Source organism: Aeromicrobium phragmitis, assembly GCF_003674095.1.
GTDB classification, from domain to species: domain Bacteria; phylum Actinomycetota; class Actinomycetes; order Propionibacteriales; family Nocardioidaceae; genus Aeromicrobium; species Aeromicrobium phragmitis.
The window spans coordinates 1-407 of the sequence record NZ_RDBF01000123.1 but is presented as its reverse complement, the minus strand read 5'-3'; the positions used below and the strand labels follow the sequence as shown (position 1 = coordinate 407).

Here is a 407-nt window from a genome sequence, read left to right as displayed (position 1 = left end):
CTTGCGGAGCTGGCAGCACAAGCCGGGATCGCGCTCGTACAGGCGCGGCCCGTGGTCGGCGTCCTGCTGCTCGACGCTCTGCGCCGCGGTCACGTCCACGATCGTGAGCTCCATCCCGGCTTCGACGGCATCCCGCGTCCCGATCGTCTCGGCGAAGTGGTAGCCCGTCTCGAGGAACAGGGTGTCGACCCAGGGAAGGTGGCGGGCGACGACGTGGGGGAGGACGGCATCGGCCATCGAACATGCGACGGCGGTGCGGTAGCCGAACTCCTCGGCGACCCAAGCGAGCACGTCGTCGGTGCTCGCATCAGCGAGACGCGTCGACGCCTCGGCGGCGATCGCCTGCAGCTCGGAGCGGTCGCGTCGAGGACGCAGGAGTTCGGGACGACGCGCGTGGTGCTCGTCGC

1 protein-coding gene is annotated in these 407 nt (G+C 70.5%); it reads right to left on the bottom strand.

From position 1 onward, the window contains the following. The coding region (locus D9V41_RS16580) for a phosphoadenosine phosphosulfate reductase domain-containing protein (protein ID WP_208006920.1) at positions 1–407 on the bottom strand (407 nt) is incomplete at both ends.